This window comes from Oleiphilus sp. HI0067 (assembly GCF_001635735.1).
In genome coordinates, this window is sequence record NZ_LWFI01000532.1 from 1 (window position 1) to 1,016 (window position 1,016).

Below are 1,016 nucleotides of genomic sequence, written 5' to 3' on the forward strand. Positions count from 1 at the left end.
ACATAAGGCAGGATTAGTTTTGTTGTTTTTGTCCATTGTGCGTAAGGCTGAGGAAATTTGTCTGCAACCTGTTTGTCTTCGACTTTAGCTTGCATCACTAGTGCGAGAATGCCAAGCACAAAAATCAGTAAGGTAAGGCTATGCGCAGCAATCAGTACGTAACCCAACATCATGAACATCTCGCCGAAATACATTGGGTGACGAATACGTTTAAATAAGGCCGTTTGAGTGACGAGATATTCCATCTCTTCTAATCTTTTGTTATCGCGTTTGATGAGCCAGTAATGACTCAAAAAAATAGCACCGCCAACGAGTACAAGAATTCGCCCAGCCAGAGAATCGCTTGTGTTGATATCGGGTAGCCAGCTTGTGAACGCACTTATAATGATGCTCGCTATGAGCAGAATCGAACAAGTAAGCTTTGTAAGCCACCAATAAGACATGTTTCTTTCATCTTTTAATCATCTTAGAAGCAATACGTATTAAAGCTTAATAGGCGATTTACTTAGATGAGATCATTTTTTTATATGTCAGGGTACTTTTTGATTTAGTCTTTTAGCGACCAAGCAGTAATGGATGCTCCGCAACCGGAGTCAATGTGACAGATAATAATCCCCAGCCGAATGCAATAAGTAGTGCCCCGCCAGCTATTTGAAGATATAAGCCAAAATGACTAAACACCGCCGTCGAGCTCGATTCGCTAGCGTTTAGTAGGCGTTCAAAGAACCCTCTCGCGAATACGGTTCCTGCTGCAATGAGCGCGATAGAAATGCCAGTGCCTAGTCCCATCGCCAAGGTGGCGACGATCCCAAATCCATAGGCATTGACTAAATAGGCATAGGTCAAAACGATTAGTGCGCCAGAGCAAGGACGGAGCCCCATCGAGAACACGAGCGTTAGGTTCTGTAGCCAGGTGCTGTCGTCTTTGACTTCAATGGCATGGTTGCAGCCACAACATACATTATGTGCATAATGTTCATGGTGAGAATGATGTTCGTGCTCATGATGGTCGTGTT

At 43.9% G+C, this 1,016-nt stretch carries 1 protein-coding gene and 1 pseudogene; both read right to left on the reverse strand.

The window, feature by feature from the left end; genetic code table 11:
• The coding region (locus tag A3739_RS06230) for an isoprenylcysteine carboxylmethyltransferase family protein (protein WP_156502399.1) at nt 1–443 on the reverse strand (443 nt) is incomplete at its 3' end.
• Nucleotides 444–555: 112 nt separating this feature from the next.
• A pseudogene (locus tag A3739_RS06235) lies at nt 556–1,016 on the reverse strand (hypothetical protein); the annotation flags it as partial.